Genomic DNA, 23,628 nt, shown 5'->3' on the forward strand with positions numbered 1-23,628 from the left:
TCCGGGTGCGGCTCTTTCCTTTTTGGGGGTAACAATGTTTCTTCTGCACCTGTCCGATGTCGATGAAGCGAGTTGGGCCAAGGCGTTCTCCACGGCCCTTGCCCCATATCCGGTGGTGCGTCAGACCGACGACTACGATCCGAAGGCCGTTCGCTACATCTTCGTGTGGAAGCCGAAGCCGAACGCGTTCGACGGGCTCGACAACCTGAAGGCCGTGTTCTCGCTCGGCGCAGGGGTGGACGCGCTGCTCAAGCACCCCAAGCTCCCCCAGGTCCCTGTGGTGCGCTTCGTGGACGATGATCTCAGCCAGCGCATGAGCGACTATGTGGTGGCTCATGTCACCATGCACCACAGGCAGTTTTCCCGCTTCCAGGCTGACCAGAAGGCCCGGCGCTGGGCTCAGGTCTATCCGCCAGCGGCCCAGGAGACCACTGTCGGCATCATGGGGATGGGAGTGCTGGGGCAGGATGCGGCGGCACGCCTGAGACCCCTGGGGTTTTCACTGCGCAGCTGGAGCCGCACGCCAAAGAGCGTCGAGGGCGTCGAAAATTTCATTGGCGCTGACCAGTTGGACGCCTTCCTTTCCGGCACCGATATCCTGGTCAATCTCCTGCCGCTGACGCCGGAGACAACGGGCATCCTCAACTACGAGACGTTCGGCAAGCTGCGGCGTGGTGGCCTTGCCGGTGGCCCGGTGATCGTCAATGCAGCGCGGGGCGGCCATCAGAAAGAGGCCGACATCGTGCGGGCGCTGGGCGACGGCACCTTGGGCGCCGCCAGCCTCGATGTCTTCGAGATAGAGCCTCTTCCCGCCGATAGCCCGCTCTGGGACATCGAGAACTGCTACATCACGCCCCACATCGCCGCCATCTCCAGCGAAGCGAGCGGTGTGCGGTATTTTTCTGCGATCCTCAAGGCGCACGAACAGGGCGAGCCGTTGATCAACGTCGTGGATCGGACGCGCGGATATTAGCGGATGCGGCCGCAGACTGGGCCGCCCCACCCTGTCAGTTCGTGCCGTAGCGCTTGCGGATGAGGGCGTAGCAGGCGCGGATACCCTGGTCTGTCGCGCCAACGGGGCGCCCCGGCCGGGCATCGGGCGCCCAGGCCATGATATCGAGATGGACCCACGCCTTGGCGTTGGCCACGAATTTTCTCAAGAACAAGGCGGCCGTTATCGAGCCCGCGTGGCCGCCGGACGCTGCGTTGTTGATGTCGGCGATGCGGGAAGACAACAGGCCCTCGTAGGGCGCCCACAGCGGCATGAGCCAGAGCGGGTCTTCCACGCCCCCTGCCCCTGCCACCAGTTCGCGGCCGATGGCGTCGTCCGAGCTGTAGGCGGCCGGGAGATCGGGGCCAAGGGCAACCCGTGCCGCGCCCGTGAGGGTCGCCATGTCGATGATCAGGTCCGGACGCTCCTCATCGGCCAGGGCCAGCGCGTCAGCCAGGATCAGGCGTCCCTCCGCGTCAGTGTTGCCGATTTCCACCGTGAGACCCTTGCGCGAAGGAAGGACGTCGCCCGGACGGAAGGCAGTGGCCGAGATGGCGTTCTCGACGATGGGGATGAGCACCCGGAGGCGAACCGGCAGTTTCGCCGAGACGATGGTGTGAGCCAGGCCAAGGATATTGGCCGCGCCGCCCATGTCCTTCTTCATCAGCAGCATGCCCGCGGCGGTCTTGATGTCGAGGCCCCCGGTGTCGAAGATCACGCCTTTGCCCACCAGTGTGACCTTGGGCGCAGCGGCGTCGCCCCAGCGGAGATCGACCAGGCGCGGCGCCTGCGCACTGGCGCGCCCGACGGCATGGATCATGGGGAAGTTGTCGCGCAGCAGATCCTCGCCGCGCGTGACGGCAAAGCTCATGTTGCGCGCTTCGGCGAAGGTCTTGATCGCCGTTTCCAGAGCATCGGGCCCAAGATCGTTGGCCGGAGTGTTGATGAGGTCGCGCGCAAGGACGGCCGCCTCCACCTGCCGCTCGACCTCGTCCGCATCGGCGCCGGTCGGCACTTCGCAAGTAGGGCCCGGCTGGGTCTTCTTGTATTTGCCAAAGCGGTAGGCGCCAAGGCGGAAGGCGATAGCGGCAAGGGTCGGATCACCGAGTTCACCCGAGAGACTGTAGTGACCTTCCGGCAAGGCGGCCGCAGCAAGCCCGGCCACCAGCGGAGGCCGGTCGGCCGGCGCGCCTATGCCGAAGAGGTAGCCGCTTATGCTGCCGCCCTCTCCGGGCAGTGCAAGGAGCCGCCCCCGCTGCCCGGTGAAGCTGGATGTCTCGACCCATTTGCGCTGCGCCGGGCTCAATTCGAGGCCGGCCAGGCCGCTTTCGGAAACAAGGGTGACGCCAAGGGTCGAGGTCATCAAGGAACACTCCGGAGATTCTTGCCACGTCTTCTACGCCCTGCCCGGGTGCGCCGCAACGCCTCCGCCGCCGCGCTTAACGGGCTGTTAGGGTTAATGATTTACTTCTCGTGGCATTGAGCCCCTGCTCAGCGGAGACGTGCCGTGCTGCATTCCAAAACCACGATCAGGGCGCTGCGCGCCGTGTTGTTGGCCGGTGCTGCCGCCCTTGCTCTGAGCGCCTGCGCCTCAAACCGCGGGCAGATGGGTGCGACGGATTTTTCGGGCATGCCGGCGGCCCAGACGCAGCAGGTTCTGGGTCAGCTGACTGCTCGCTACAAGGCAAACCCCAAAGACCGGGCCGTGGCGATCCAATATGCGGCCGCGCTGCGTGCCGCAGGCCAGCCCCAACAGGCCAGTGCTGCGCTGGAGCAGGCGATGGCCGCCTATCCGGGCGACATCGACATTTCCATCGCCTATGCCAAGGCATTGACGGCTTCGGGCCGGTTCGAGCAGTCGCTGGGTGTGCTCGACAACGTCATTCGCCCCGATGCCCCGGATTGGAATGCACTTCTGGTCAAAGGCGCGACGCTGGACCAGATGGGACGAAACGCCGAGGCCCGTAACGCCTACGCGCAGGCCCAGGTGATGGCGCCGGGTGAAGCGTCCATCGAAACCAATATCGGCCTCAGCTACGCCATGACTGACGAACTGCCTGCCGCCGAGCAACATTTGCGGCGGGCGGTGCAAATGCGCGGAGCAGGCAGCAAGACACGGCAGAACCTCGCCCTCATCGTGGGCTTGCAAGGCCGGTTCGACGAGGCGCGCGCTCTTTACGCCGCCGAGCTGCCGCCCGAGGAGGTCGAAGCCAATATGGCCTACGTCCGTGCGCTCCTCACGCAGCAGAACCGGTGGGACCGCATCCAAGGCTGACCTCTTATGTCAGCCCGCCGAGCGCCACGTCATAGAGCAGCTTGATGTTGAGCAGCGCAATGACGACGGCGATGAGCACCGAGAGACCGGCCAGCCAGCGCGGCGCAACGAGCTGACCCATCTTGTGCCGGTCCGCCGTGAACGTCACCAGTGGGAAGACGGCGAAGGACAGTTGCAGGCTGAGAATGACCTGGGTCAGGATCAGCAATTGCCCGGTCCCCTGCGCACCGAACCATATGGTCACCAGCCCTGCCGGAATGATGGCTATCCCTCTGGTGAGCAAACGCCGTATCCAGGGTCGCAGGCGAATGTGGAGGAACCCTTCCATCACGATTTGGCCGGCCAGGGTCGCCGTGATGGTTGAGTTGAGCCCACAAGCGATTAGGGCCACCCCGAAAAGCGTCGGCGCAATCGCCGCGCCCAAAAGCGGCGCGAGCAGGCTATGGGCTTCGCCCAGTTCAGCAACCTGGCTGTTGCCAGTCGTGTAAAACGCGGCGCCCGCCAGGATGAGGATAGAGGCGTTGATCAACAGCGCAAAGCAGAGGGCAACGGTCGAATCGATCGTGGCAAAGCGCATGGCCTCGCGCCGCTCCGGCAAGGTATCGCCGAAATTCCGTGTCTGCATGATCCCGGAGTGCAGGTAGAGATTGTGCGGCATCACTGTCGCGCCCAAAATACCCAGGGCAAGATAGAGCATGTCCGGATTGGTGACGATGTCGGTGGTCGGTGCAAAGCCGCGGACCACGTCTCCCCAATTCGGATCGGCGAGAACAAGTTGGGCAGCGAAGCAGAGGGCGATTACGGCCAATAGCCCCACCACAAAGGCTTCCAGATAGCGAAAGCCAAGGCGTTGCAGATAGAGGATCAGCGCCACGTCGAGACCCGTGATCAGGACGCCGATCTCGAGCGGAATGCCGAAGATGAGGTTGAGGCCGATGGCGGTGCCGATCACCTCGGCAATATCGGTGGCGATGATCGCGATCTCGGCCAGCGCCCAGAGCACCAGCCCTACCGGACGCGGGAAGGCATCACGACAGGCCTGTGCGAGGTCTCGGCCGGATCCCACTGCAAGCCGGATGGAGAGGTGCTGGAGGACGATGGCCATCAGATTGGAGAGCAGGGCAACGAACAGCAGCGTGTAGCCGAAGCTCGCTCCCCCAGCGAGCGACGTGGCCCAGTTGCCCGGGTCCATGTACCCAACGGCAACCATATAGCCCGGCCCCAGGAACGCCAGGGCCCGGCGAAAGGCATTCTTGTGCCCGCGCACCTCCACGCTGCGAAAGACTTCGGTGAGGGAAATCTGCTCGCTGCTCTGCCGCCACCCCTGAACGCCCATAATGGTCTGCTGTACCTGCTCTTGCAACTCATTCGCAAAATGCAGGGAAGCGCGTGTGGTTGCAACAGAAAAATTAGCGCTCTTGATCCGGCGCTGTCGCCAACGCCGCGAGTGGGACCGACCAGGCGCGTTGCTCCCTTACTCGATCCGGATCGCGATGCCGCAAGCCGCGGCCATCAGGGCTGTAGGGCAATGCGCGCAAGACCGGGGTTGACCAGACGGATTTCAGCATTGCAGGACCGGCCGGGTATCGTGTTGATCGCAATAAGCTGACGGATTTGCCCCCCGGCAGCGGGGACCTCCGCCGGCAGCGGATCGATGAGAAGGGGCCCGGTTTTTCCTGGCAGTGGCCATGCCGTCTCCGTGCCCTGCCACTCGATCGCCCAGGCCTTTTCGTTCGACCGAAGAGGCCGCTGGTTCAGAGTTCGCCGTGATAGCGGCACTGGCCGTGGTCGGCGAGACTTTCAATGACCCGGCAGGTTTCCACCCGCCCGTGCGCGCAGCCCTCTACCATCCGTTCGAGTTCGTTTTGCAGCGCGGTCAGGCTGGAGATCTTCTTTTTCACTTCTGCAAGATGTGAGCGGGCAATGCTGTCGGCCTCGGCGCAGGAGCGGTTCGGCGTGTCCTGGAGATCGAGCAGCGTCTTGATCTCGTCGATCTCAAAACCGAGTTCACGAGAGTGGCGGATGAAGGTGATCCTTTCGAGGTCGCCGCTACCATAGGTCCGTCGTCCGCCCTCAGTTCTGGGCGCAGGGGGCAGCAGCCCGATCTGCTCATAGTAGCGGATGGTGGGCACCTTGACCCCACTCATCTCCGACACTCTGCCAATCGCCACTCCGTGATGCATTTGGGCTTGCTCCTCTAGTCGCTAGAGAAAGTAGGCTCTTCGTCGACCACATTTCAAGGAGCGCCAGGTCATGTCCGCTAAAATCGAAACGGCCCGCTTTCGCGTCGAAGGCATGGACTGCGCCGGCTGCGCCCGAAAGGTCGATACGGCGGTAAGGCGGATGAGCGACGTGGAGGATGTATCCGTCACGGTCGTCGGCGGCGCGATGACCGTGACGCATCGGTCCGCCGACCTTGAGCGCATAGCCGAGAAAGTCAGCAGCCTTGGATATAGGGCCACGCTGATGCCGGGCCGAGGCGAAACCAAGCTGCACACCGTGGCGCGGGAGGAGCCCAGAGGCGCAGAGGAGGCTCACAAGGAAAACCACGCGCTCAGCGGCATGCACGGACATGATCATGAGCTGGAAGAGGGGCCGTGGTGGCAAACGGCCAAAGCCCGGCTGACGCTGATTTGCGGCGCAGCTGTCCTCGTGGCGGTTGTCCTGGGCAAGATGGTGCCTTCCATCGAGCAATGGGTGTTCATTGCGGCCATGGCAGTTGGTCTGGTCCCTGTGGCGCGGCGGGCGTTCATGGGTGCCATCAACGGTAGTCCCTTTTCCATCGAAACCCTGATGACGGTCGCTGCCATCGGTGCCGTGTTCATCAATGCCGCCGAAGAGGCCGCGGTCGTAGTGCTGCTGTTCCTCATCGGGGAACTGCTGGAGGGCGTGGCAACGGGTCGCGCCCGGTCCAGCATCAAAGCGCTGGCCGATCTCGTGCCGCGAACAGCGCTGCGGGAGACCCAGGGAACGGTATCCGAGGTATCGGCGGAGGCGCTTGCCATCGGCGATGTTATCCTCGTGCGGCCTGGAGACCGTGTGCCGGCGGACGGCACCGTACTTTCGGGTGAAAGCGCTGTCGACGAAGCACCGGTGAGCGGAGAATCCGTTCCCAAGCGCAAGACTGCCGAAGACTCGGTCTTTGCCGGCACGATCAACGGCGAGGGCGCGCTGCGTGTCCGGGTCACCGCTGCGGCGGCCGATAACACCATTGCGCGCATCGTCGCTCTGGTAGAGGAGGCCCAGGAGAGCAAGGCACCGACGGAACGCTTCATCGACCGCTTTTCGCGCGTCTATACGCCCGGCGTGATGGTGGTAGCGGCGCTGCTGGCCATCGTGCCGCCCCTGTTGCTCGGCCAGAGCTGGAGCGAGTGGATCTACAAGGGGCTCGCCGTATTGCTGATCGGCTGCCCTTGTGCGCTCGTCATTTCAACACCGGCGGCCATCGCCGCGGCGCTCTCTGCCGGCGCCCGGCGCGGTCTGCTCATGAAGGGCGGCGCCGTCCTCGAGCAATTGGGCAAAGTGGACATGGTGGCCCTAGACAAGACGGGGACTCTAACCGTGGGACGGCCGCAGGTGACGGACGTCATCGGTGTGGGAATCGACGAAGATGAGGTGCTGGCGCTGGCCGCTGCCCTGGAAGTCGGATCGAGCCACCCGCTGGCGACCGCCATTCTCGCCAAAGCCGAAGAGAAGGCGATCACTCTCGCCGGAGCGAACAATGCTGGCGCCATCGGCGGCAAGGGCGTCGTCGGCATCGTGGATGGTCAATCTCTCTTTCTGGGTTCAGCCAGGGCCGCGGCAGAAGAGGCGGGTATCGACCAGACGCTGCTGGCTCAAATCGACACGCTGAACGATGCAGGCAAGACCGTCTCCGTGCTGGTACGCAATGGCAAGGCTGTCGGTCTCCTCGCCATGCGTGATGAGCCCCGAAGCGATGCCAAGGCAGGGCTTGGAGCGCTGCGCGCACTTGGTGCCGACACGGTGATGCTGACCGGGGATAACAGCCGCACCGCCGCTGCCATTGGGGTAGACCTGGGCATCACGGTCCACGCCGATTTGTTGCCACAGGACAAACAGCGCATCGTGGGAAACCTCAAGAACGAGGGGCGCATCGTCGCCAAGGTGGGCGACGGCATTAACGACGCCCCGGCGCTCGCAGCCGCGCACGTGGGAATTGCCATGGGCGGCGGCACAGACGTGGCGCTCGAGACAGCCGACGCCGCCGTGCTGCACGGACGAGTCCTCGACGTGGCCAACCTCGTTCGCCTGTCGCGCGCGACCATGGCCAATATCAGCCAGAACATCACGATTGCTCTGGGGCTGAAGGCCGCTTTCCTTGTTACCACGGTCATCGGAATCACCGGCCTCTGGCCCGCCATCCTGGCCGACACCGGGGCGACCGTATTGGTGACGGCTAACGCAATGCGGCTCCTTGGGTGGCGGGGAACGACCGGCGAGGCTTAGCGCCCTCAGGCTACGCCAGACCAACTTTGCCCCGTGGTAAGCCTTTATGGCGGCAGACAATTTTGGCGTCACACGAGTAAATTTGGAAACTTTGAGACTGCCCTGCGTTCCCCATCCATCAGGGTCACGGGAGAACGTCATGCACTACGGTCGCTTCGCCGCAATGATCGCCACTTCAACGGTGGTGATGTTCGGGCTGATGTACCTCAACACCTACGCTCTTGATCACATCTTCTGGAGCCAGACCCGAGCATGGATGGCGCTGGTGATGGGCGCGGCAATGGCCGTCATCATGCTCCTCTTCATGTTGGGCATGTACAAGAACAAGGCCCTGAACGCGGCGATCCTGATCGGTGCCGTGGTCGTTTTCGCCGGGGCCTTGTGGCTGGTGCGCAGCCAGCAGACGGTGAGTGACGTGGACTACATGAAGGCCATGATCCCGCACCACTCCATCGCCATCATGACCAGCGCCCGGGCCCATATCCGGGACCCAAGGGTTCGCGAACTGGCGGACGGGATAATAGAGGCGCAGGTGCGGGAGATCGGCGAGATGAAATCCTTGATCGCCGATCTCGAGGCCAATCCACCCCCGTCCAATGCGCCAGATCTCCCGCCTGGCGTTCCGACGGAGTAGAACAGACAGCAAACTCCACATTTGCCGCCTGCCTTAACCTTGCGGAAGCGGAGGCCGTGGCACAGTGCCCCAAAAGGGGAACGTGCCTTGCGTCAACTCACGAGATGGTTGAGCGTCGCTCTGCTGTTGGGGCTCGTCCTGCTCTTAGGGCGAACGGGGCTGCTGGCGTCGCTGGACGACGGGCTGCAGGACTGGCGCTTGAGCATGACCAGCCGGCCGGTGAGTGGCGACACCGTTTTCGTGGCAGTCGACAGCAAGAGCTTGGCTGAAGTCGGCACGTGGCCCTGGCCCCGCAGCCTTTATGGACGCGTTCTGGACCGGCTGATGGACGCCGGAGCGGACGAGGTTGCTTTCGACATCGACTTTTCCAGTTCCAGCACGCCTGCGGAAGATGCCGCGTTTGCCGCCGCCCTGGAGCGCGCGGGCGGTTTTGCGGTGCTGGCCGCCTTTGTGCAGGATACGGGCGCGGACGGGCTCATGGTCTCGCGTCCCCTGCCCCAGTTCACCCAATGGGCCGATCCGGTACTGGTCAACGTGCTGATTGATGGCAATGCGGGACACGCCCGCTGGGTCCCCAAATCCGCCAGCGATGGCAGCGGACCCATGGAAGCTCTGGCAGCTCGCCTGGGCCAGCCGACCACGACGCTCCCGGACCTGGTGACCATCGACTACAGCCTTGATCTCTCCGGCATCCCCCGTTTCAGCTTCACGGACGTGCTCGATGGCCATGTGGCGCCGGAACTGCTCGCCGGCAAGAAGGTGATCGTGGGGGCCAGCGCGATCGAGCTGCGGGATTTCTTCCACGTTCCGCGCTACGGCATCATCTCGGGGCCGCTGGTGCAGGCGCTGGCCGCCGAAACGGTGCGGACAGGGCGGATCATTAGAGACTTCTCAGGGCTTCCCGGGCTCGGATTGGTGGCGGCGCTAGCCTTGGTGATCCTGGCGTTGGGGCGCCCGCCGATCCGGGTGGCGGGAGCGGTGCTGCTGGCGACTGCGCTGCTGGGAGAATTGCTGGCTGTCTACGCCTATGGCCGCTGGGGCGTGCTCGTCGATACTGCCGCCATGCATCTGGGGCTGGTGGGGCTCTTCGCGCTGGTGGTCGCAGACGATGGCTACGCGCAGCTTCTGGGGCGTCGCCAAGCCATGCAGCGCCTCGGATTTCTTGCCACGCACGATGCGCAAACGGGTCTGCTGTCCCGGCACGGCTTCGTTTCCGCAGCCGCGTCCGGGCCAAGCGAAGAACTGGTCGTGTTGCAGTTGCTGCACATGGACGAGTTGCGCGCGACGCTGGGCCATGACGTCGCCGATGCGGTGCTGACGCAGTTCGCGCACAAGCTGTCCTCGCTCAACGGCAATGGGCCAGCGCTGGTGGGTGAACAAAGCTTCGCGGCGGCACGCCCTGACAAGGGCGATGCAAGCGGGCTGCGCTTGTGGGCGGAAATGTTGAGCGACAGCATGAGTGGCGTTTATCACGTGCCCGGCCACAGCGTGTACATCGATGTCGTCGCCGGCTACGCCGCTGGCCCGTTCGTACGTTCGGCGCTTCTGGTTCAAGCCGAGACCGCATTGTTGCGGGCACGGTCCGAGAGGGCCAGGGTTCGGGGCTATATCGTGGCCGACCAGGAAGCGCTTGAGCGGCGGCGGCGCCTTGAGCGTGACTTGCGCGACGCCCTTCACAATCAGGATTTGCATCTGGCGTACCAACCTCAGGTGGATCTGCGCAGCCGCCGTCTGACGGGAGCCGAGGCGCTGGTCCGGTGGCAACATCCGGAACTGGGCATGATCTCGCCAGCCGAATTCATCCCCCTCGCTGAGGAAACCGGCCTCATCGTTGACCTGGGGGCGTGGGTTTTGCGGCAGGCTTGCCGCGATGCAGCAGGCTGGCCGTTGCCGCTCAAAGTGTCGGTCAATGTCTCGCCGATCCAGTTCGACCGCATGAACATGGAGGCCGAGGCGAAGGCTGCCCTGGCCGATGCGGACCTGCCGCCTCACCGGCTCGAACTGGAGATCACGGAAGGCGCGCGCATGGCCAACGCGCTTGCGGTCAACGCTACGCTCACAGCACTCAGTCAGCTCGGCATCGCGCTGGCCGTCGACGATTTCGGTACCGGCTATTCCTCACTGAGCTATTTCCAGGAGCTGCCGTTCGATACGCTGAAGATCGACCAGCAGTTCGTGCGCGGACGGGACAGTGGACAGCAATCGGCGGCCCTGCTCGCAGCCATCGTCGAACTGGCCCTGCGCCTCGACAAGCACATTGTGGCAGAAGGTGTCGAAGACGAAGCAACAGCCGAGTTGCTGGCGCAACTCGGCTGCCACACCGGCCAGGGATACTACTTCAGCCGGCCGATCCCGCCCGACGCGTTCATCGCGTTGATGACGCGAGAGGCCGTACCAGCGGTCGGACATCTCTGAGGCAAAAAAGGCGGGAACCCAGTTCCCGCCTCATGTTCTGCAAGCTTAAGACGGCCTACTTGTCGCGACCTTTGCCGCCGCCCTCGCCCTTGCCGCCACCACCGTGGTCGCTGTCACCGCCGCCACCCTTATCACCGCCGCCGCCGTGGCCGTTGTCACCGCCGCCACCCTTATCACCGCCGCCGCCGTGGCCGTTGTCACCGCCACCGCCGCCCTTGTCGCCGCCGCCGCCTTTGTCACCACCGCCGCCGCCGCCTTTGTCACCGCTACCGCCGTGGCCGTTATCATCGTCGCCGCGCCCCTTGTCACCGCTGCCGCCACCGCTCTTGTCACCGCCGCCGTGGTCCTTGCCACCACCGCTGTTGTTGCCGGGACCAGCATTTTCGTTGCCGTGCCCCTTGCCACCGGGTCCGCGATCATCATCGCCGGGTCGATCGTGACCGCGGCCATGGCCCTTATCGTCACCTGGCCCATGACCGGCCGGGCCGCCCTTGCCGGGTTCACGCCCCTCAGCGCCGCGCCCTTTATCGCCCGAGTTGCCGTGTCCGCGACCCGATCCTGTCTGGGCCGCAGCCTCGCGCTCGGCTTCCACCTTCTCAAGCTGAACCGCGCGGTGCGCAGCGTTCACCGCCACGCCGTCTATGACATAGACCGTCTGGGCCGCATCAGGGCCACGAACGTTCAGCGCCTCAGACTGAGAAACGCTGCCTGATTGCCCGGGGCGGACATCGGCGATGACGTCGTGCACGTCGTCATTGACTTGCACCACCCCCCGGTCGACGGCCACTTTGCCAACGCCGTCGCGGTAGGTCACGGTGAACTGCGTCCCTTTCACGACCGCCGCCAGAACGGGCGTCTGCACCGAGAAATGCTGGACATTGCGGCGCTCGGCCTCGATCGTCACGGTGCCGAACATCTGGTTGACGGTCGTCATCTTGCGATGACCGGCAGCATCCTCGATGGTGATATCGGTATCGCCGGCGACGGAAATGCGTTCTTCCCCGCGCTGGAACACGACCCTGCCGCTCGCCAGAGTACGGATGTGCCGCGCGTCGGAGACGACCGCACCGCGCTCCAGCTTGACCCACTCCTCGCCGTTGAACTGCATGACAATGCCGCGCAAGCTGATGGCCGTCCAATCGTCAGCGACGGCGTGAAGACTCGTTGATGCAAGAAGACCGACGGCCAGAGTGGTTGCAGCGAAAAACTTCATTATGGATCCCCTCGAGCAAAATCCGCGCCCGCATTCCAAGGGACATCCAAAACCTTACGCAAACCTTTCTGCCACTGATCACGTGTGCAAGTGCTGTCGTTAATCGTCTTGGCAGTCTTAACAGAAGGTGGACAAATTACTCTGCAGGCGATGCTGACGTTATCAGATGTTATTCTTGTAACAGCGCCCTCTATTCCTCAGCAGCCGAGCACTATCCGGATCGGCGGCAACCCACGGGTTCATGTATAAAGAATTATACTCGGTGTAATCTTTTTGTAATGTGTAGAATATCGTTTTTTAACTGAACAAATGCGACATGTTCGCGTTGCCTTCTCCAAGAACGGAGAAACGCTATGCTCAGCCTCGTCATTTTCAGCATTTGTCTACTTGCTGGCAGCGCCGCCGCTCTGGCGCTGTTGTTTCCGGCCACGGATCAGGACACTACACGGTCTTCTGCCAACGCTTTCGAGGCAACTAGCGGTTCGTCAACGGCAGCGTAACCGTCACGCGCAGGCCGCCCGCCTCGGATCGTCCGTAGTCGATCGTACCGCCGTTGATGTCGAGGATTTCGGCGGCAATCGAAAGACCCAGTCCCGTTCCGGGGGCGGTCTCGTCCAACCGTACGCCGCGCCGCCCGAGCGCCGCCAGTTTGTCCTCTTCGATACCAACCCCGTCGTCACCGATCTCCAGTTGCACAGCTTCTTCCGTACCGTGGCTGCGCACGATGACCTGGCTAGCCGCCCATTTGGTGGCGTTCTCCAGCAGCACGCCAACCAGTTCCATCAGGTCCTGCCGGTGGATATCCACCTCAAAGTCCTGCGGCAGGTCTGCCATCCAATGAAGACCCTCGCCCCGGCCCGTTTTCTTTAGCACGGTGATGGTGCGGATCACGGCGCTATTGAGTGACGTACTCTCCCGGTGCTCAGCGTTTCTGACCTGCAGCGCGGCGACGCGCATCTGGTAGTCGACCCGCTTGGACATTTCGAAGGCCAGATCGTCGATCAGGTCGGCATCGGCCGCATTTCCCTTGTCCCGCACCCGCAAGGCGATGCCGTGCAAGGCAGCTAGGGGCGTCTTGAGACCATGGGCCAGATCGGACGCCCGGCGCCGGGCTTTTTCGGTGTTGGCTGCCCGTTCCTCGAGAAGCGCATTCACCTCGTCGATGAGCGGCAGAACTTCGCGCGGCATCTCCCCGATCAGCCGCGGCTTCTGCCCCTTGCGCACCGCGTCGACACCTTCGCGTAACCGCGCCAACGGAGCCAGACCCAGGCGCAGTTGCAGCCAGGCGGCCAGCAGGATCAGCAGTGCCAGAAGGCTGAAGAGCCAGCCGATGTCCCAGGCGAACTTATTGGCTGCCGCGTGGATGGGCTGATGATCCTCGCCCACCATGACCGCGATGGTGCGGCCGCCGATATCGATCGACCGCATAATGTAGATGATGTGCCATTCGGGCGGGGCCGCGAAGTGATTGATCTCGCGCTCCGTGGCACCCGTGACCGGAATAGTCATGTCCCAGAGCGAACGAGAACGCCCCAAGATCGCGCCGTCCGGCGTCGTGATTTGCCAGTAGCGGCCACCCAGCGGCGTGTCGTATCGCGGATCAGGCAGGGGTGCCGTGAGGTTTGACCCCGGCGATTGCGCGTCGATCAGCGCGACCAAGCGCGTCATGGCCGCGTCCATGTCCTCGTGCGCGGTGCGCTCCAGATTGGCCACGAACAGGAAGTGCAGGATGAAGGCGGCGGCCAGCAACGAGACGATGACCCAGATCGCCGCAAGCCCCATCAGCCGCAGCTTCAGCGAAGGCAGGGTCAAAGGCCTTCGCCCAGCATGTAGCCGAAGCCACGCCGCGTCTTGATGACGTTCGCCCCCAACCGTTTGCGCACCCGCGCGACCAAAACCTCAACCGCGTTGGAATCGCGCTCGTAATCCTGCTTGTAGATGTGCTCGGTGATTTCGAGCTGGGAGACCACCTTGCCCCGATTGTGCAGCAGGTAGGCGACCAGCCGGAATTCCTGCGGTGTCAGATCCACGGGTACACCATCGCGCGTGACCTGCATGGTCCGCATGTCGAGCTGGTAGGGGCCGAATTCGACCTTGGAAGAGGCGAGGCCGCTGGCGCGACGGACAAGCGCGCGCACCCGCGCCAGGATTTCCATGACATGGAACGGCTTGACGACATAGTCGTCTGCACCGGCCTCGATACCTTCGACGCGCTCTTCCCACTGGCCCCGGGCCGTCAGGATGAGAACGGGAACCAGTCGGCCCGCCTTGCGCCAACGCCGAAGCACGGTGAGGCCGTCCATCTGCGGCAGGCCAAGGTCGAGGATCACGGCATCGAAATTCTCGGTATCCCCGCGAAACCAGATGGTTTCGCCATCGCTCTCTCGCTCGACACCGAAGCCTGCCTTTTCCAGCGTTGTCGCCAGCATCTGGGCAATCTGGTCGTCGTCTTCACCGATAAGGACCCGCATCACTCGCTCCCGATATAGCTGCCGGAGCGAGCATAGTAGTACTGTGTGCCGAGTTTGCCCGAGGCAGACAGCACCTTGAGGGCATAGACCAGCATTCCCCTGACGCTGAGGAGTTCGGCATCAATCACCCTGCCGTTATTGCTGGTCTCGATCTGGTTGGCCAGTTCTGCCAGCGGCGTGGCGTGGCCCGATTGCACAGCAGCAAGGGCCTGATCCTGCGTCAGGGCGCGGGGGCGCGGCACGGCTCCTGCTCCGGGGCTCACGCGGGAGCCACCGGCGGGAACGGGGCCGCCCACAGCACCTGTGCCTGAGCCCGGCGCGGGCGTCGACCTCGTCCCGCGACCGGGGGACACAGTCTCGGCTGCTCCATTGGCCCCATTGCCATTACCCCCGTTGGCATTGCCATTTCCCTGGCCATTGCCGGAGTTGCTGGCACCCGTACCCGCTCCGTCGCCATCACCACTGCTCCCAGCGTTCCCGTTGCCGCTCCCCTGGTTGCCGTTCCCTTGGTTCCCGTTCCCCTGGCTAGTTTGATTGCCGTTCCCGTTGTCCTGGCCTCCGTGGTTCCCGTTCCCACCGTTGCCATTGTTCTGGTCGGCGTTCTCAGACGCCGCAGAACCGTTGCCATTGCCAGCGCCAATCGCCTGTGCGGCTGCGGGCGCGACCAGCAAGGGGAGAACGCAAACCAGAACTGTGAACCGCTTGAACATGATCAAATTATACGCATCGGAAGCTGACAAAACACTTACACGCAGGCTCACAGGTCCCTCAGCACCGCTCTGCTAAGGTGGCATTGTTGACGTCCTTCCCATGCTGGATCAGCGTCAGCTTTTACGGAGCTCAATCCGATTGGCCGGGCATCGCCCCCCGCACCGGCTGCGGATTGGGCTCCGCAATTTTTTTGGACTGTACCGCCGCAAGGATGCCGGAGAGACCGGGGGAACGGAGGCAGCGGAGAGACGTTGCCTTTGCCAATGGTCTGAGGGATTGCGATGTCCAACAAGTTCGAACTGCTTGCGCGCTGGGGCTATACTGCTCGTGGCGCCGTTTATGCCATATTGGGTGCTCTTGCCTTGACCGCGGCAGCGTCGGGCGGCTCCAGCAGCCAGGACAGCCCCAAGGACGCGCTGTCATCGTTACTCGGGCAACCGTTCGGGCAAATTCTCCTGGGCATCGTCGCGATCGGGCTTGTCGGGCATGTGCTGTGGCGCTTCGCCCAGGCCTTTCTCAACGCCGACCATCTCGACAATGACGCAAAGGGCTATTTGGTGCGCGCCGGCAGCCTCATCAGCGGCCTTGCCAACCTGTCCCTCGCCTTTGCCGCCTGTTCACTCGCCATTTCGGCCTCGAGCGGCTCCGGATCGGGTTCCGGCGGGGAGGAGAGCATCAGTGCCTGGCTGATGCAGCAGCCGTTCGGGCAAGTGCTGGTTGGGGCTGTTGGCGTCGGCCTGATCATAGGCGGCGGAGCTCAGGTTTGGCGCGGATTTTCCGGTCAGTATCGCAAGCGGGTAAAGCTGCCGCAGGACGGTGAAGCGGCACTGAACGCCATCTGCGTTTTCGGCCTCAGCGCGCGCGGTATCCTGCTGGCGATTTCTGGCGGTTTCTTCATCTATGCAGCGCTGACGGTGAACCCCGAGCAGGCCGGTGGGCTCTCCGACGGCCTCGCCTGGGTCCGCCAACTCCCGTTCGGGCTATTCCTCTACGGGCTTGCCGCCATCGGCCTCATTGCCTTTGGCGTCTATAGCGGCATTGAGGGACGGTATCGCAAAGTCGACGCACCCGACAGCGGCGACGTCAAGCAGGCAGCAAACAAGATGGGGAGCCTCGCCGGGCACTGACTCCCTGCCGCTCAACCACCCGACATGGTGGATGCAACGCCACCGGAGAAAACCTTGATCATTGCTGGCGACAGGATCACGATGAAGAGCACGGGCAGAAAGAACAGGATCAGGGGCACGGTAAGCTTGGGCGGCAGCGAAGCGGCCTTCTTCTCGGCCTCCATCATGCGCGCCTCGCGCCCTTCCTCGGCCATCACGCGCAGCGCCTGACCCACGGACGTGCCGTAGCGATCGGCCTGGATCAGCGCTGTCATGACGGCCCTGACATTGTCGAGCCCGGTACGGCGACCAAGGTTTTCATAAGCCCGCGTACGGTCTTCCAGGAAACTCAGTTCCGCAGTGGTCAGGGTCAGTTCCTCGGCCAGTTCGGCGCTCTGGGAGCCGATTTCGCGCGCCACCCGCTTGAAGGCGTGCTCCATCGACATGCCCGCTTCCACGCAGAGCAGCAGTAGGTCAAGGCAATCGGGCCAGGAGCGGCGAATGGAAGCCTGCCGTTTCTGCGTCGCGTTCTTGAGCATTAGCAGGGGCAAATAGGCTCCCAGGAGGCCGGCGCCGATGGCATAGGTGAAATTGAGATAGGCAGGCCGGCCGCCCGGGGCGAGGAGCAGGAGATAGACGGCAGCAACAAGAAAGATGCCGATAGGGGTCGCAAAGCGCTGGAACAGGAAAGCCGTCAGATGGCCCTGACCGCGGTAGCCGGCGGTAGCCAGCTTGTCGACGGTACTGTCGTCCTGAAAGGCCTTCTTGAGATCGAATTTTTCGACCACCCCTTTCATGTAACTCTTAGTTTCGCGGCCACCGCGGATGTTGGCACGACTATCAACAGCCTTGCCGCCGCGCAGACGCGCCATTTCCTCTGCCCGCATGCGATCGCGCTCCAGGGCGACCCGCCGGATGCGCTCCTTGGTGTCGCGCCGGCCGATCAGCGACGTGCCGAAGGTGAAGACAGCCGCCGCGGCGGACACCGCGGCCAACACGGCGATCAGGAAATCACGTTGGGTCAGTAGGTCGATGATTTGCACGAGCGGCCCCCAGGCGTGAAAACTAGATTTCGAACTGAACCATGCGGTTCATGACGAAGATGCCGGTGAGCATCATGACGATCCCCACGCCGAGGCAGACATTGCCGATGGGCGTCGCGATCAGGGGTTGCAGGTAGGTCGGCGAGACGAGCGATACGAGGATCGAGACAACGATGGGTAGCGATCCGATGATGCCGGCCGACGCCTTGGCCTCGGACGACATCGCCTTCACCTTCTGTTTCATCTTCTTGCGGTTGCGCAGCACGCGGGCCAGGTTTCCCAGCGCTTCACTGAGGTTACCGCCCGATTGCTGCTGGACCGAAATCACCACCACGAAGAAATTGACTTCGGGCAGCGGCACGCGATCGAGCAGGACCTGCACGGCCTCCGTCATGGAGAACCCGAAGCTCTGCTGGTCGAGGACACGGGCGAATTCGGATTTGACCGGTTCCTTGGTGTCCTTGGCCACGACGCGCATGCTGTCGTTGAGCGGCAGACCGGTTTTGACGCCGCGTACGATGGCTTCCACCGCGTTCGGGAGTTCGTCGAGGAACCGGTCCTGATACTTTTTACGCCTGCGCCCGACGTAGAGGCGCGGCAGGACATAGGCTCCGGCAGCGGCGATCACGGCTGCAAAATAGAACGGCACCTGCGTCACGAGCAGAATGACGAACAGTATCGCGCCCAGGATCAGGCTGTTGCGGATGTAGGCAGCCGGCGTGAGCGTCATGCCGGCCTGAAACAGCAGGGCGGGCAGCGTGACCCGCTTTTTGGCGTTGAGCTCGTCGGTCTGGGCCTTGAGCGCCTGCTGCACCGTCTTGCGGCGCTGATCGCGCGTGCGGCTTGCGTCGGCTTCTTGCCGATTGGCCCGAATGTCGCCCTGGAATGCCTTCATCCGCTTCTGAGCGCGTGAACTGCCCATGGCCGAGGGAACGAGGGCGAAGCCGGCTGCACCCACCGTGACCATGGCCAGCACGACGAGGAGAACGGTGGTCAGCATGGATCAGAGCCCCAGGGTTTCGTGATGCTCGGTGTTCGCCTTTTCCAGCGCTTCAACAAGGTTGGCTTCCTCGTTGAAGTAGCGGGCGCGCTCGTTGAACTGCGGCTTGGTGATGCCGGTCGAGCGGTGGCGGCCGATCAGGGTGCCGTTCGCGTCCTCGCCCAGGATGTCGTAGACGAAGATGTCCTGCGTCACGATGACATCGCCTTCCATGCCAAGGACTTCGGTGATGTGCGTAATCCGGCGTGAGCCGTCGCGCAGGCGCGCGGCCTGCACGATCACATCGATCGAGGACACGATCATTTCCCGGATCGTGCGGCTGGGAAGCGAGTAGCCGCCCATGGTGATCATCGATTCGAGACGGGAAAGCGCCTCGCGCGGCGAGTTGGCGTGCAGCGTGCCCATCGAGCCGTCGTGGCCGGTATTCATCGCCTGGAGCAGGTCGAAGCTTTCCGGTCCGCGCACTTCGCCGACGATAATGCGTTCGGGGCGCATACGCAGGCAGTTCTTGATGAGATCGCGCATGGTGATCTCGCCTTCGCCCTCGAGGTTGGGCGGACGCGTTTCAAGACGCACCACATGCGGCTGCTGGAGCTGGAGTTCGGCGGAGTCCTCGCAGGTGATGACGCGCTCGTCCTTTTCGATGAAGGCGGTGAGGCAGTTGAGCAGGGTCGTCTTGCCCGAGCCGGTGCCCCCCGAGATCAGCACATTGGCGCGCACGCGACCAAGGATACGCAGGACTTCGGCGCCCTCGGGCGAGATGGAGTTGTATTTGACCAGCTGCTGAAGGGTCAGCTTGTCCTTCTTGAACTTACGGATGGTGAGGGCCGCACCATCGATGGCGAGCGGCGGTGCGATGACGTTCACACGGGAGCCATCGGGCAGGCGCGCGTCGCAAATCGGGGAGCCTTCGTCGACGCGGCGGCCGACCTGCGACACAATGCGCTGACAGACGTTCATCAGGTGCGCATCGTCGCGGAACCGCACATTGGTCAGCCGCACCTTGCCGCCCACTTCGATGTAGCATTTCTGCGAGCCGTTCACCATGATATCGGCGATGTCGTCGCGCGCCAGGAGGGGTTCGAGCGGCCCGTATCCCAGCACGTCGTTGCAGATGTCCTCGAGCAGGTCTTCCTGCTCCGAAATCGACATGACGATGGATTTGAGAGCGATAATCTCCGCGACGATGTCGCGGATCTCCTCGCGCGCGGCCACGGTGTCCATGGTGGCCAGTTGCGACAGATCGATGCTGTCGATCAACGCATTGAAGATGGCGGACTTGGTCTGGAAATATTCGCGCGCCCGCTGGGCGTCGGCCGGTGCGCGGACGTCAAGAACCTCGTCGGTCGTTCGCGTGCGCGATGCCATGGCGTCGGCATCGCTGGTGCGGCGCTGGCTGGCGGGCGCGGGGGCGGCGACCGGTTCGGCTCGCGGGCTGGCGATCGGCCTTGGCGGCTCTGCCAGGCCGGGCGTGTTGCCTCCGAAAGTGGTTCGCTTGCCGAACATGCTCTTCGTCCTTAGTCGTTGCGTGCCGCCAGGGCCTCACGCCCTCTTCTTGAACAGGGCCGGAAGCTTGAGCAGGCTTGCCGACTTGCCGCCGCTGTGCGCTGCCGTGCGTCCGGTGACATGCATGCCGACGGCCTTGTAGATGTCGTTGACCTTGTTGTTGGCCGCCACCTCGGCAATCATCTGCCCGTTGTTGGCCGCCGTGCCGAACAGCGCGGCGTCGAATGCGATCTGGCCAACCAGCTGACATTCCACCGAAGTCGCGAACTCGCCTGGGGTGATTTCCGGCCGGCGTGGCACGCCGACCCGGTTGAGCACCAGCGAGGGCCCGCGCTCGGTGGGGCGCATGGCCTTGATAGTGTCCGCCAGGTTCTTGGCATTGCGCAGATTGGCCAGGTCAGGCTCGGCCACGATCACCACCTCGTCCACCGCCGCCAGCGTGCGCCGCGTCCAGGCGTTCCAGGCATGGGGGATGTCGAGGACTACAACTGGAACGCTCTTCTGGCAGATCTCGATGACCTGCTCGAAGTCGCCCTCCTCGAAATCCCAGGTGCGGTCGAGCGCGGCGGGTGCGGTGAGCAGGTTTATGTGGTTTGCCGCCTTGCTCATCAGGCGATCCAGCATGGTCTGGTCGACCTTCTGGTTGGCCAGCAGCGCGTCCGCCAGGCCGTGCGGCGGATCCTGGTTGAAGTTGAGGCCGACGGTGCCGAAGGGCAGGTCGAGGTCGACGATGAGGCAATCCTGCCGCAACACCGTCGCGATGGACCAGGCGACATTGTGGGCGACGGTTGAGCCCCCTGCCCCACCCTTGGCCGAAACGAAGCCGATCGTGCGCCCGATCGGCGCTGCGCTTTCGCTGGCGAAAAGTTCGGTGATGGCGTTGACCAGGGTCTGGGCCGTGGCGGGCAGCACGATGTACTCGGAAATCCCCGAACGGATGAGCTCGCGATAGAGCAGCACGTCGTTGACGTGGCCCAGCACCACCACCCGCGTGGCTGCGTCGCACACCTCGGCGAGCCGGCCCAAGGCCTGCGGGACCTGTTCGGGCGGCAGGCTGGTTTCGACGATAATGAGGTTCGGCGTCGGGTTGGACTTGTAGGTTTCCACCGCGCCGTCGATGCCGCCATTATGCGTGGTGAGCGCCACCTTGGACATGCGCCGGTCGTGCATCACGCTTTCCACCATCTGCGCCGTCTGCGAGTGTTCGCAGAACGCCTGGATGGTGATGCGGGGTACCAGACGCGCTCCCGAGGCAATCTCGGCTGCGGGTTCTTCGGTCCGGGCAGGCTGGTCGGGCGTCAGAAAACTCATGCTACAAACTCCTTGCCGGACCGGTCAGTCGAGCACAAAACCGACAGAGCCGCTGTAGCCGCCCCGCATGTTGCCGCTCTTGGCCACGCCATACTTGCGCTCCATGGCGCCAAGGAAAATCGTTTCGGCATCGCTCGCCATCGTGGAGTTGTCCGTGGGCACGGCGATGGTGTTGGCCGGGCTGGGATTGACGAGGTAGGGCGTGACGAGGATCACGAGCTCGGTCTGCTCGTTCTGGTAATCGCGCGAGCGGAACAGCGCCCCCAGGATCGGGATATTCCCCAGCACCGGCAACTGGTTGATCTGCTGGCGCGAGGTCTCCTGCAGCAGGCCGCCCACGGCCAGCGTCGTGCCCGAGGCCAATTCGACCGACGTCGCCGCCTGGCGCTTGGTAATGGAGAAATCGGCCTGCGGTTCGGAGACCGAGGTATCCACCTTGAGCGAAATGACGCCGTTCGACTTGACCACCGGCGTGAACTTCAACTCCACGCCATAGGGCTTGAAGATGACGGTCTGGGTATTCTTGGTGGTGTCGTAGGTGCTGTAGGGCAGTTCCCCACCGGCGAGGAAATTGGCTTCTTCTCCGGAGATCGCCGTCAGCGTGGGCTGGGCCAGCACGCGCAGCGCCCCGCGGGCTTCAAGCGCCCGGATCGCCGCGGTGATACCCACACTGCCGATATTGAAGCTGGCATCGACACCGCTCGGGGTGAAGGTGTTGTTCATGGGCTGATTGTTGAAGCCCAGCGTGGTGGTGCCGACGCTGAACGACGCGCCAAGATTGATGCCGAACTGCTTGGCCACATCGCGCTTCACCTCGGACACCGTGACCTGCAGCATGACCTGCTGGGCGCCGACGACATCGATGATGCTGGCCACGTTTTCCGGCGAGCCGGCAAACTGAGTTGCCACCGCGACGGCCCGGTCCCTGTCTTCGGAGGAAAGGACGGAACCGGTAAGGACCACACGATTGGTCTCGCCGGACAACGTCACGGACTCGACGCGAATATTCGAACCGGGAATGACACGAGCCAGCGCCGACTCGAGGGCGTTGCCGACCTGGGAGGGCGCGGATGTCACGCGCAGGTCGAGCACCTGGATCGTGCGGCCCGCATCGTCGAGGAAAATGATGTTGGTGTTGCCGCTGCTGATGCCCTGGATGATGGCCCGGGTGCGGGTGCGCATGATGGCGGCCGCTATGGCTGGCTGGGACACCACGACCTCGGAGACGCCCGCCGGCAGATCGAGGATCATCGACTTGTTGATGTTAAGCTCGGTGCTGCGCGTTCCGCCATAGGCAGAACTGGCTACCGACATCTGCATGTCGGCCGCCTGCGCTGCGGCCGGCGCGCCCGCGAGTACCGCAGCCAGCGCCGTGGCGAGGAGCGGTCGACGCAGGCGGGAAAACGGGAAGCTCATGGCTCTGCTCATCATCTGCTCCATCCCCTACTGGGGAACCACTGGGGGCAATTGGCCGTCGGTCGCGACGGGCGTCGGCTGGACGGTGGGGACAGCGTCGATGGCCGCCTGCTGGTTCACGACGGAGCCGGAGGTCGTGGATCCGGTCATCACGCTCTGCTCCTTGCCAAACCGGATGACCCTGACGGACTGGCTCGAAGCTCCCGGCGCGCCAGCAGTCTGCGGTTGATTGAAGTCGGCGACCGACCGCAAGGTAAGGCTCAACTGACCCCGCGTGGCGGCATTCACGAGCGTCTCCGCCTGTGCCGGGCCAAGTTCGAGCGTTGCGATGGTCGAGCTATCGAAGGTTGTGGGCGTGGGGGTCGAGCCGTCGGCGCCTTCCGCGGCGCCAGTCGCGCCCAACTCGCCGAGACGCTTGCCGATGGCTAGAATACGCACATTGGACAAGATGACTTCGGACTGCTGTCCCATTTCGGTGGAGGTGGTGAGCAGAACATCCACGTGATCATTCGGCACGACGAAGCCGCCGGCGCTGGATTCCGCGGTAACCCCAACAGACACGCCACGCATGCCGGGCGCGAGCACTGCAGAGAGATATCCCTGGTCCGAGCGGACGAGCTTGGCCTCACGGATCGGCTCACCGGGAAAGAATTCGAAGCGCGCCACGGCATCGGTCAGTTCGGCAGGCGCGTCGGGCATGGCCGAGCTGGTGACGTATTCGGGGCGCAGCGCGCCCTTGGGCCAGTCCTGCCATTCGAGCTTGTCTGCTGCCAGCCGTTCGCCGACGCCGATGGCCGCTTTGGCCACGAGGATCTGTTCCTTCTGCTCCGGCACGACCTCAGTGACCACCTGCCGGGGTGCCGGCGCCTTGCCGCCGCGCGTCACGAGAAACGCAGCGAGACCGCCCGCCACGAGGGCTACGATAAGAAGGATGATTCGCGCCGGTCTCATGACCCACTCCGGATACCGCGGGTCTTGTCGACCCAATTCCACCTCATGGAATATGGCGACAAAGGGTCAAAGTTTAGTTAACCAGAACTTTGCGGGTTCCGTTAACGAGTGATGAATA

19 protein-coding genes are annotated in these 23,628 nt (G+C 63.7%); 6 read left to right on the forward strand and 13 right to left on the reverse strand.

All coding sequences use genetic code 11. The annotated features are described in order from the left end of the window. Window positions 1-34 precede the first annotated feature (34 nt). Window positions 35-973 carry a 2-hydroxyacid dehydrogenase gene (locus IC608_RS09415; RefSeq protein WP_191774794.1) on the forward strand — a complete coding sequence of 313 codons (939 nt, stop codon included), beginning with the start codon at window positions 35-37 and terminating at the stop codon, window positions 971-973. A gap of 34 nt (window positions 974-1,007) precedes the next feature. On the opposite strand, the gene IC608_RS09420 is transcribed toward IC608_RS09415, so the two are convergent. Continuing rightward, window positions 1,008-2,354 carry a leucyl aminopeptidase family protein gene (locus IC608_RS09420; protein ID WP_191774795.1) on the reverse strand — a complete coding sequence of 449 codons (1,347 nt, stop codon included), beginning with the start codon at window positions 2,352-2,354 and terminating at the stop codon, window positions 1,008-1,010. Window positions 2,355-2,498: 144 nt separating this feature from the next. Here IC608_RS09420 and IC608_RS09425 point away from each other — a divergent pair, with 144 nt between their 5' ends. Continuing rightward, window positions 2,499-3,266: a tetratricopeptide repeat protein gene (locus tag IC608_RS09425; protein WP_191774797.1), complete on the forward strand. Its 768-nt coding sequence runs from the start codon at window positions 2,499-2,501 to the stop codon at window positions 3,264-3,266. Between the two features lie 4 nt (window positions 3,267-3,270). Here IC608_RS09425 and IC608_RS09430 read toward each other — a convergent pair whose 3' ends face one another. Together IC608_RS09430 and IC608_RS09435 are read right to left on the reverse strand one after the other, a co-directional pair. Next, window positions 3,271-4,602 (reverse strand): Nramp family divalent metal transporter, encoded by a 1,332-nt coding sequence (locus IC608_RS09430; protein WP_191774799.1) that lies wholly within the window; start codon window positions 4,600-4,602, stop codon window positions 3,271-3,273. 418 nt (window positions 4,603-5,020) lie between these two features. Continuing rightward, window positions 5,021-5,449: a MerR family transcriptional regulator gene (locus IC608_RS09435; protein ID WP_191774801.1), complete on the reverse strand. Its 429-nt coding sequence runs from the start codon at window positions 5,447-5,449 to the stop codon at window positions 5,021-5,023. A gap of 70 nt (window positions 5,450-5,519) precedes the next feature. Between IC608_RS09435 and IC608_RS09440 the strand changes: the two genes are divergently transcribed. The 3 genes from IC608_RS09440 to IC608_RS09450 all read left to right on the forward strand — a co-directional run bounded on the left by IC608_RS09440 (window position 5,520) and on the right by IC608_RS09450 (window position 10,782). Then, window positions 5,520-7,733 carry a heavy metal translocating P-type ATPase gene (locus IC608_RS09440; RefSeq protein WP_191774803.1) on the forward strand — a complete coding sequence of 738 codons (2,214 nt, stop codon included), beginning with the start codon at window positions 5,520-5,522 and terminating at the stop codon, window positions 7,731-7,733. Window positions 7,734-7,872: 139 nt separating this feature from the next. Further along, window positions 7,873-8,367 carry a DUF305 domain-containing protein gene (locus IC608_RS09445; protein ID WP_191774805.1) on the forward strand — a complete coding sequence of 165 codons (495 nt, stop codon included), beginning with the start codon at window positions 7,873-7,875 and terminating at the stop codon, window positions 8,365-8,367. A 108-nt stretch (window positions 8,368-8,475) separates the two neighbouring features. Continuing rightward, a complete protein-coding gene (locus tag IC608_RS09450) occupies window positions 8,476-10,782 on the forward strand; it encodes a putative bifunctional diguanylate cyclase/phosphodiesterase (RefSeq protein ID WP_191774807.1) in 2,307 nt (768 codons plus the stop codon). Window positions 10,783-10,837: 55 nt separating this feature from the next. Here IC608_RS09450 and IC608_RS09455 read toward each other — a convergent pair whose 3' ends face one another. The 4 genes from IC608_RS09455 to IC608_RS09470 form a co-directional block, all read right to left on the reverse strand. Continuing rightward, window positions 10,838-11,995, reverse strand: coding sequence for a FecR domain-containing protein (locus tag IC608_RS09455; protein WP_210316283.1), 1,158 nt, complete (start codon window positions 11,993-11,995; stop codon window positions 10,838-10,840). Between the two features lie 474 nt (window positions 11,996-12,469). Continuing rightward, the gene (locus IC608_RS09460) at window positions 12,470-13,807 is read right to left on the reverse strand and encodes a sensor histidine kinase (RefSeq protein WP_191774811.1); all 1,338 of its coding nucleotides are present in this window, start codon (window positions 13,805-13,807) and stop codon (window positions 12,470-12,472) included. Beyond that, entirely contained in the window at window positions 13,804-14,466 is a 663-nt protein-coding gene (locus IC608_RS09465) for a response regulator transcription factor (protein WP_191774813.1), read from the reverse strand. The genes IC608_RS09460 and IC608_RS09465 overlap by 4 nt, the downstream gene beginning before the upstream one ends. Beyond that, complete coding sequence (locus IC608_RS09470; RefSeq protein ID WP_191774815.1) at window positions 14,466-14,708, reverse strand: PepSY domain-containing protein; 243 nt, start codon at window positions 14,706-14,708, stop codon at window positions 14,466-14,468. The genes IC608_RS09465 and IC608_RS09470 overlap by 1 nt, the downstream gene beginning before the upstream one ends. Window positions 14,709-15,458: 750 nt before the next feature. Between IC608_RS09470 and IC608_RS09475 the strand changes: the two genes are divergently transcribed. Then, a complete protein-coding gene (locus IC608_RS09475) occupies window positions 15,459-16,304 on the forward strand; it encodes a DUF1206 domain-containing protein (protein WP_210316284.1) in 846 nt (281 codons plus the stop codon). An 11-nt stretch (window positions 16,305-16,315) separates the two neighbouring features. Here IC608_RS09475 and IC608_RS09480 read toward each other — a convergent pair whose 3' ends face one another. Genes IC608_RS09480 through cpaB form a run of 6 tightly spaced genes read right to left on the reverse strand, consistent with a single transcriptional unit; the run spans window position 16,316 to window position 23,510 of the window. Continuing rightward, window positions 16,316-17,326 carry a type II secretion system F family protein gene (locus tag IC608_RS09480; RefSeq protein ID WP_191774816.1) on the reverse strand — a complete coding sequence of 337 codons (1,011 nt, stop codon included), beginning with the start codon at window positions 17,324-17,326 and terminating at the stop codon, window positions 16,316-16,318. 22 nt (window positions 17,327-17,348) lie between these two features. Further along, entirely contained in the window at window positions 17,349-18,326 is a 978-nt protein-coding gene (locus IC608_RS09485) for a type II secretion system F family protein (RefSeq protein WP_191774817.1), read from the reverse strand. A 3-nt stretch (window positions 18,327-18,329) separates the two neighbouring features. Continuing rightward, window positions 18,330-19,832, reverse strand: a complete 1,503-nt coding sequence (locus tag IC608_RS09490) for a TadA family conjugal transfer-associated ATPase (protein WP_191774818.1) — start codon at window positions 19,830-19,832, stop codon at window positions 18,330-18,332. 36 nt (window positions 19,833-19,868) lie between these two features. Continuing rightward, on the reverse strand, window positions 19,869-21,143 hold the full coding sequence (locus IC608_RS09495; RefSeq protein WP_191774819.1) for a CpaE/TadZ family protein: 1,275 nt from the start codon (window positions 21,141-21,143) through the stop codon (window positions 19,869-19,871). Window positions 21,144-21,167: 24 nt separating this feature from the next. Further along, entirely contained in the window at window positions 21,168-22,571 is a 1,404-nt protein-coding gene (locus IC608_RS09500) for a type II and III secretion system protein family protein (RefSeq protein WP_191774820.1), read from the reverse strand. Window positions 22,572-22,586: 15 nt separating this feature from the next. Next, complete coding sequence (gene cpaB, locus IC608_RS09505; protein ID WP_191774821.1) at window positions 22,587-23,510, reverse strand: Flp pilus assembly protein CpaB; 924 nt, start codon at window positions 23,508-23,510, stop codon at window positions 22,587-22,589. Window positions 23,511-23,628: the final 118 nt, after the last annotated feature.

The organism is Devosia oryzisoli (genome assembly GCF_014837245.1).
Taxonomy (GTDB): domain Bacteria; phylum Pseudomonadota; class Alphaproteobacteria; order Rhizobiales; family Devosiaceae; genus Devosia; species Devosia oryzisoli.

Coding starts and splice junctions, on each gene's coding strand:
- IC608_RS09415 (WP_191774794.1), top strand. CDS start 35: ATGTTTCTTCTGCACCTGTCCGATGTCGATGAAGCGAGTTGGGCCAAG.
- IC608_RS09420 (WP_191774795.1), bottom strand. CDS start 2,354: ATGACCTCGACCCTTGGCGTCACCCTTGTTTCCGAAAGCGGCCTGGCC.
- IC608_RS09430 (WP_191774799.1), bottom strand. CDS start 4,602: ATGGGCGTTCAGGGGTGGCGGCAGAGCAGCGAGCAGATTTCCCTCACC.
- IC608_RS09435 (WP_191774801.1), bottom strand. CDS start 5,449: ATGCATCACGGAGTGGCGATTGGCAGAGTGTCGGAGATGAGTGGGGTC.
- IC608_RS09440 (WP_191774803.1), top strand. CDS start 5,520: ATGTCCGCTAAAATCGAAACGGCCCGCTTTCGCGTCGAAGGCATGGAC.
- IC608_RS09445 (WP_191774805.1), top strand. CDS start 7,873: ATGCACTACGGTCGCTTCGCCGCAATGATCGCCACTTCAACGGTGGTG.
- IC608_RS09455 (WP_210316283.1), bottom strand. CDS start 11,995: ATGAAGTTTTTCGCTGCAACCACTCTGGCCGTCGGTCTTCTTGCATCA.
- IC608_RS09465 (WP_191774813.1), bottom strand. CDS start 14,466: ATGCGGGTCCTTATCGGTGAAGACGACGACCAGATTGCCCAGATGCTG.
- IC608_RS09475 (WP_210316284.1), top strand. CDS start 15,459: ATGTCCAACAAGTTCGAACTGCTTGCGCGCTGGGGCTATACTGCTCGT.
- IC608_RS09485 (WP_191774817.1), bottom strand. CDS start 18,326: ATGCTGACCACCGTTCTCCTCGTCGTGCTGGCCATGGTCACGGTGGGT.
- IC608_RS09490 (WP_191774818.1), bottom strand. CDS start 19,832: ATGTTCGGCAAGCGAACCACTTTCGGAGGCAACACGCCCGGCCTGGCA.
- IC608_RS09495 (WP_191774819.1), bottom strand. CDS start 21,143: ATGAGTTTTCTGACGCCCGACCAGCCTGCCCGGACCGAAGAACCCGCA.
- IC608_RS09500 (WP_191774820.1), bottom strand. CDS start 22,571: ATGAGCAGAGCCATGAGCTTCCCGTTTTCCCGCCTGCGTCGACCGCTC.
- cpaB (WP_191774821.1), bottom strand. CDS start 23,510: ATGAGACCGGCGCGAATCATCCTTCTTATCGTAGCCCTCGTGGCGGGC.